Origin of the sequence: Actinotalea sp. (genome assembly GCF_041597215.1) — a bacterium.
Taxonomy (GTDB): domain Bacteria; phylum Actinomycetota; class Actinomycetes; order Actinomycetales; family Cellulomonadaceae; genus Actinotalea.
This window is the reverse complement of sequence record NZ_JBFHHB010000224.1, coordinates 1-5,302: the sequence shown is the minus strand read 5'-3', so window position 1 is coordinate 5,302 and position 5,302 is coordinate 1. Positions and strand designations below refer to the sequence as shown.

6 protein-coding genes are annotated in these 5,302 nt (G+C 72.6%); 1 reads left to right on the top strand and 5 read right to left on the bottom strand.

Annotated features, from left to right (window positions below):
- The first annotated feature begins 84 nt into the window (after window positions 1-84).
- The gene (upp, locus tag ABWK99_RS13285; protein WP_372595182.1) at window positions 85-720 is read left to right on the top strand and encodes a uracil phosphoribosyltransferase; all 636 of its coding nucleotides are present in this window, start codon (window positions 85-87) and stop codon (window positions 718-720) included.
- Between the two features lie 450 nt (window positions 721-1,170).
- On the opposite strand, the gene ABWK99_RS13280 is transcribed toward upp, so the two are convergent.
- The 5 genes from ABWK99_RS13280 to ABWK99_RS13260 form a co-directional block, all read right to left on the bottom strand.
- A complete protein-coding gene (locus ABWK99_RS13280; protein ID WP_372595181.1) occupies window positions 1,171-2,052 on the bottom strand; it encodes a prenyltransferase in 882 nt (293 codons plus the stop codon).
- Entirely contained in the window at window positions 2,049-2,426 is a 378-nt protein-coding gene (locus tag ABWK99_RS13275) for a lycopene cyclase domain-containing protein (RefSeq protein ID WP_372595180.1), read from the bottom strand. Before ABWK99_RS13275 ends, ABWK99_RS13280 begins: the two co-directional genes overlap by 4 nt.
- Window positions 2,423-2,776, bottom strand: coding sequence for a lycopene cyclase domain-containing protein (locus tag ABWK99_RS13270; RefSeq protein WP_372595179.1), 354 nt, complete (start codon window positions 2,774-2,776; stop codon window positions 2,423-2,425). The genes ABWK99_RS13275 and ABWK99_RS13270 overlap by 4 nt, the downstream gene beginning before the upstream one ends.
- Complete coding sequence (crtI, locus tag ABWK99_RS13265) at window positions 2,773-4,386, bottom strand: phytoene desaturase family protein (protein ID WP_372595178.1); 1,614 nt, start codon at window positions 4,384-4,386, stop codon at window positions 2,773-2,775. Before crtI ends, ABWK99_RS13270 begins: the two co-directional genes overlap by 4 nt.
- Window positions 4,386-5,302, bottom strand: a 917-nt coding sequence (locus ABWK99_RS13260; RefSeq protein WP_372595177.1) for a phytoene/squalene synthase family protein, incomplete at its 5' end; no start/stop codon positions are given. The genes ABWK99_RS13260 and crtI, both read right to left, overlap by 1 nt.

Sequence of the window (5,302 nt, the reverse complement as noted above, 5' to 3'; positions counted from 1 at the left end):
CGACGGGGCAAGGCCTTCACACTCCCGCCGGGCGGCCGCGCGCGGGGGCCCCGCGAGACGGTCGGCACCGGGTAGGTTTCTCCCATGCGCCTGCACGTCGCGAACCACCCCCTGGTCGCCCACAAGCTCACCGTCCTGCGGGACGAGAAGACGGCGTCCTCGACGTTCCGCCTCCTCGTCGACGAGCTCGTCACCCTCCTGGCCTACGAGGCCACGCGCGACGTGCGCACCGAGCCACGCGAGGTGACCACGCCGGTCGCCACGACGATCGGCACCCACCTCGCCGAGCCCAGGCCGCTCGTCGTGCCGATCCTGCGCGCAGGGCTCGGCATGCTCGAGGGGATGACGCGGCTCCTGCCGACGGCGGAGGTCGGCTTCCTCGGGCTCCAGCGCGACGAGGAGACGCTCCAGGCGATCACCTACGCGAACCGGCTCCCCGACGACCTCTCGGGTCGCCAGTGCTACGTGCTCGACCCGATGCTCGCGACCGGCGGCACGCTCGTCGCGGCGATCGACTACCTCTTCGAGCGCGGCGCGACGGACGTCACCTGCATCTGCCTCCTTGCCGCACCCGAGGGCCTGGCCGTCGTGGAGCAGCACGTGGGCGATCGAGCCGACGTCTCCGTCGTCGTGGCGGCCGTCGACGAGCGGCTCAACGAGAAGGCCTACATCGTCCCCGGGCTCGGCGACGCAGGCGACCGCCTCTACGGGCTGGTCTGAACCGCAGCCCCACCGCGCCCAGTCATGATCATCTTGACTGGGACCCCAGCAGGGCTGCTCGGGCTCGCCCCGCATACGCCCGGCGGTATTATTCGATGACCTGCGAGAACGCTCTCATGTTCACCATGTGAGACGGGCGCGGGAACTCGCTTTGACCGGGGTGTCACGGCGTGCACACTGGAGACCTGACTTCCGTCAGGGATCATGTGACCGTCGGCCGCCTCTTCCGGCACGTGACCTGATCGTTGACGGCTCCGGGAGACCGGTGGTGCGCAAGGCTGGGGGGCTTGGCGCACCGCCGGGATCCCAGGCGTCGGTTTCCGGCGCCGAGAACGTCCTGATCCGCTCGGGGGATGCTGGCTCAGGACGAGCACTGCCGGGCTGCGTGAGTCTCCGCGGCCCGGCAGTGCTGTCTCTCGTGGGTACCGCCCGGCCCGCGGCGTCGCGTGCTCAGCCGCGCAGGGCCACCCAGATCAGCAGCATCGTGACGAGGAAACCCACGCCGTAGTTCGCCGCGAGGAACTGCTGCCACCCCCGGTGCGCGCGGTCCGCCTGCTCCTCGCCGACCGAGCGGAACGGCCACGCCAGGGCGATGTACGGGAGCACGAGGACAGCGGCGAGCGGGCCCGGCCAGGCCGTCGCCAGCAGCAGCGCCCCGGCCGCGACCCAGGCGACGATCGAGAAGCGCACCGTCCGGGCCGCCCCGAGCACGGTGGCGATCGACGCGATGCCCCCGGCCCTGTCGGCCGCGATGTCCTGCACGGCCCCGAAGGCCTGGCTCGCGACCCCCCACAGGAAGAAGGCCGCGAGGACGAGCCACGCCGACCGACCGATCCCGGCACCGGCCAGCACGAACCCGTAGAGGGCAGGCGAGACGAAGTGCGTGCTCGACGTCATCGAGTCGAGCACCGGCCGCTCCTTGAAGCGCAGTCGCGGTGCGGAGTAGGCGACGACGGCGAAGAGGGAGACCGCGAGCACGGCCGCGGCGGCGGGCGACCCCACGGCGAGGAGCCAGAGGACGAAGGGAACCGGGAGCAGTGCGGCCGAGAGCACCGTCGCCCGATGCACCCGCGGGTCCAGCAGCGCACCCTCCACACCGCCCTTGCGCGGGTTGCGCAGATCCGACTCGTGGTCGAAGACGTCATTGATCCCGTACATCAGCAGGTTGTAGGGGATGAGGAAGAACACCGTGCCGACGACGAGCCGCGCGTCCACCTCGCGCGTGGACATCAGGTAGGCGGCGGCGAAGGGGTACGCGGTGTTCACCCAGCTCAGCGGCCGGGAGGCCATGACGAGCTGGCGGAGCAGCCCTCGGTCGGCCACTGGCGTCATCGTCCGGTCCCCTTCGGGTCGGTGGTCGGGTCGGTGGTCGGGTGGGTTCCGGCACGGCGTCGGTCCGTGGCCGGGCGCTCGACCGTACCGCCGAGCAGGTGCCACACCGCGGGGAGCAGCAGCACTCCGGCGATCGTGTACGTGAAGTCCTCGACCGGGGCGACCCCGACCGACCAGCCCAGGCGTTGGGCCTCCCCGTAGGCGACCAGGCCGACGCCGATCATGATGTTGTCGAACACGGCGGTGAGCACCAGGAGGCCCGCGAGGGCGATGCCCAGGGCCGCGAGCACCGGCCGTCGCAGCCGGCGACGGGCCACCGCGAGCACCAGGGCGGCCAGGGCGAGGAACGGAAGACTCATCAGCAGGTAGGTCACCGCGCACCGCCCGCCCGGTGCGAGGCCGAGCGGCCCAGCCACCAGCGCGCCGCGGCAACATAGGCCAGCAGCGTCAGGTAGCTGAGCAGCGTGAGGAAGCCGAGCTCCTCCACCGGCAGCTCCGGAGCGACGAGGACCCCGCTGAGGTACCGGGTGGTCCCGCGGAAGAAGACGCCGAGGCCGATCCCGACCAGGTCCCACAGCACGAAGAACCCGACGCCGACGGCGACGGTGGCGGCGCCGCGCCGAGCCCCGTCGCGGCCGGTGAACAGCACGAGGCGGAACCGGCGGTCGATCACGGTCAAGCCCCCGAGGGACACGAGCAGGGCTGCCCCGTACAGCAGGCTCACGCCCCCGCTCCTCCCACCGGCTGCCCGATCCGACCCGTCTCGGCGAGCGGACCGGTCGACGTGTCCCCGCGCAGACGCTTGATGACGAGCTCCGCGCTGATCACGCACATGGGAAGACCGATCCCCGGAGTCACCGAGCCGCCCGCGAAGAGCAGACCCTCCACCTTCGACGAGGCGCCGGAGGCCCGGAACATCGCCGACTGGCCCAGGGTGTGCGCGGGTCCGAGCGCCGTTCCGCGCCAGGCACGCAGGTCCTCCGCCCAGTCCTGCGGGCCCACCGTCCGACGCAGCACGATCCGATCGGCGAGGTCGTCGATCCCCGCCCAGTCGGCGATCTGCGCGATCGCCCGGTCCGCCACCTGCTCGACCCAGGGGTCACCGTCGCCGTCGAGACCGCCGCGGCCGAGCCGGACGTCCGGCGGCGCCGGGACGAGGACGACGAGGTTCTCCATGCCGTCGGGCGCGGCACCCGGGTCCGTCGCCGTGACGCGGCTGACGTAGACGGACGTCGGGTCGGGGAGCAGCGGGCGCTGCGTCGGCCCGTCCGGCGCGAAGATCTGCTCGAAGGTGCGATCCCACTCCTCACCGAACAGCAGCGTGTGGTGCCGGAGCTCGGGGAGGCTGCCCCGCACGCCGAGATAGATCATCACGGCGCTCGGCCCGGGGACCTGCGTGCGCCACCACCGCGGGGAGTGCGAGCGCAACGGGGCAGGGAGCAGACGATGCTCGGAATGGTCGAGATCCGCCGTGGAGACGACGAGGTCCGCCGCGAGGTGATGCTCTCCCTGACCGTCGTCGAAGCGCACGCCCGTGGCCCGGGCGACCTTCCCCCGGGAACGCCCCGAGGACGCGGTGGTGATCGCCCGGACGTCGGCCCCGGTGCGGATCTCGACCCCCGCCCGCTCGGCGACGCGGGCCATCGCGTCGATGAGCGTCCCGAAGCCGCCCTGGGGGTACTGCACCCCGTCGACGAGGTCGAGGTGGCTCATCAGGTGGTACATGCTCGGCGTCAGGCGCGGCGCAGAGCCGAGGAAGACGGCCGGGTACCCGAGCACCTGACGCAGCCGGGTGTCCTGGACGGTGGACCGGATCCGTGCGTCGAGCGACTGGGTGAGGAGTCGTCCCAGCCTCGGCAGCCGCCGCAGGACGTCGCCGTTGGCCAGCGGGAGGATCGAGGCGAACGTCGTGTACAGGAAGTGCCGGGTCGCCATCGTGTACGTGTCCGACGCGGAGTCCAGGTACGCGCGCAGCCGGGCACCGGCACCCGGCTCGATGCCCTCGAACAGCGCGACGCTGTCCTCCAGGTCCGAGCGGATCTCCAGCGGCTCGTGATTCTCGTACAGGACCCGGTAGGCCGGGTCGAGGGTCACCAGGTCCAGCTCCTGCGCAGCCGAGGTCCCCATGAGCGCGAAGAAGTGCTCGAAGACCTCGGGCATGAGGTACCACGACGGGCCGATGTCGAACCGGAAACCGTCCTTCTCCCACACCGAGGCGCGCCCGCCGAGCACCTCGCGGGCCTCCAGGAGGGTGACCCGGTACCCCTCGCGGGCCAGCAGGGCCGAGGTGGCGAGGCCGGCGGGGCCTCCCCCGATGACGACGGCCGTGGGCATCAGCGTTCCTTCCTCGTGCGCAGCAGGGCGCCCGCGGCGAGGCGGGCCTTGACCGGGTCCGGCACCCGGATGCGGCTCCGGCTCAGCTCGGCGGCCGGCGTGCGCCTGATCCGCTCGGTGAGCTCGGTGAACAGCGCGGCGGCGACGGCAACCGCGCGCCGGGCGCCGGGGGGCAGCCCGTCGATCGCGGCCGCGGCGGTCCGCAGATCGGCGTCGACATCGGCGAGGGCCGCGGCCTTCTGCTCCTCGGTCACGTGCGAGGGGTCGATCCCCACGAGGTAGCGACGGCCCAGGACGTCCGCGTCCTCCGCGAGGTCACGCAGGAAGTTGACCTTCTGGAAGGCGGCTCCCAGCGCCTGCGCCCCTGGGGCCAGGGCTGCGTAGCGCTCGGTGCGCTCGGGCTCCGGCCGGTCCATCAGGAACACCCGCAGGCACATCAGCCCGACGACCTCGGCCGACCCGTGGATGTACTCCCGCAGGCTCTCCTCGTCGTGCACCCTCGTGCTCAGGTCGGTGCGCATGGACGCGAAGAAGGGCCGCGTCAGGGACGGGTCGATCCCCCCGGCGCGCGCAGCGATGCCGAAGGCGTGCACGAGGAGGTCGCCGGAGTAGCCCGTGGCCATCGCCAGCTCGGTGCGCTCCTCGAGCGCGTCGAGGGCCGCACGCGCGGTCGCCGTGTCCCCGCCCGCCTCGGCGGTCGCCCCGTCGACGAGCACGTCGGCGAGCCGGACCAGCGCGTAGATGTCCCGCACCAGGACGCGCTGCTCAGGGGGCAGCAGCCGGGTGGCGAGGCCGAAGCTCGTCGAGTACTGGCGGACGAGCACGGCCGCGGCGGCGTGGGCGGCCTCGTCGTAGAGCGCGAGCCGGGCGCTGCCTTGCAGGTCCCGACGAGCGCGGGAGCGGTTCAGTCGACCTG

Bases quoted from the DNA above. Each gene is read 5' to 3' on its own strand.
- upp (WP_372595182.1), top strand. From the start codon at position 85: ATGCGCCTGCACGTCGCGAACCACCCCCTGGTCGCCCACAAGCTCACC.
- ABWK99_RS13280 (WP_372595181.1), bottom strand. From the start codon at position 2,052: ATGACGCCAGTGGCCGACCGAGGGCTGCTCCGCCAGCTCGTCATGGCC.
- crtI (WP_372595178.1), bottom strand. From the start codon at position 4,386: ATGCCCACGGCCGTCGTCATCGGGGGAGGCCCCGCCGGCCTCGCCACC.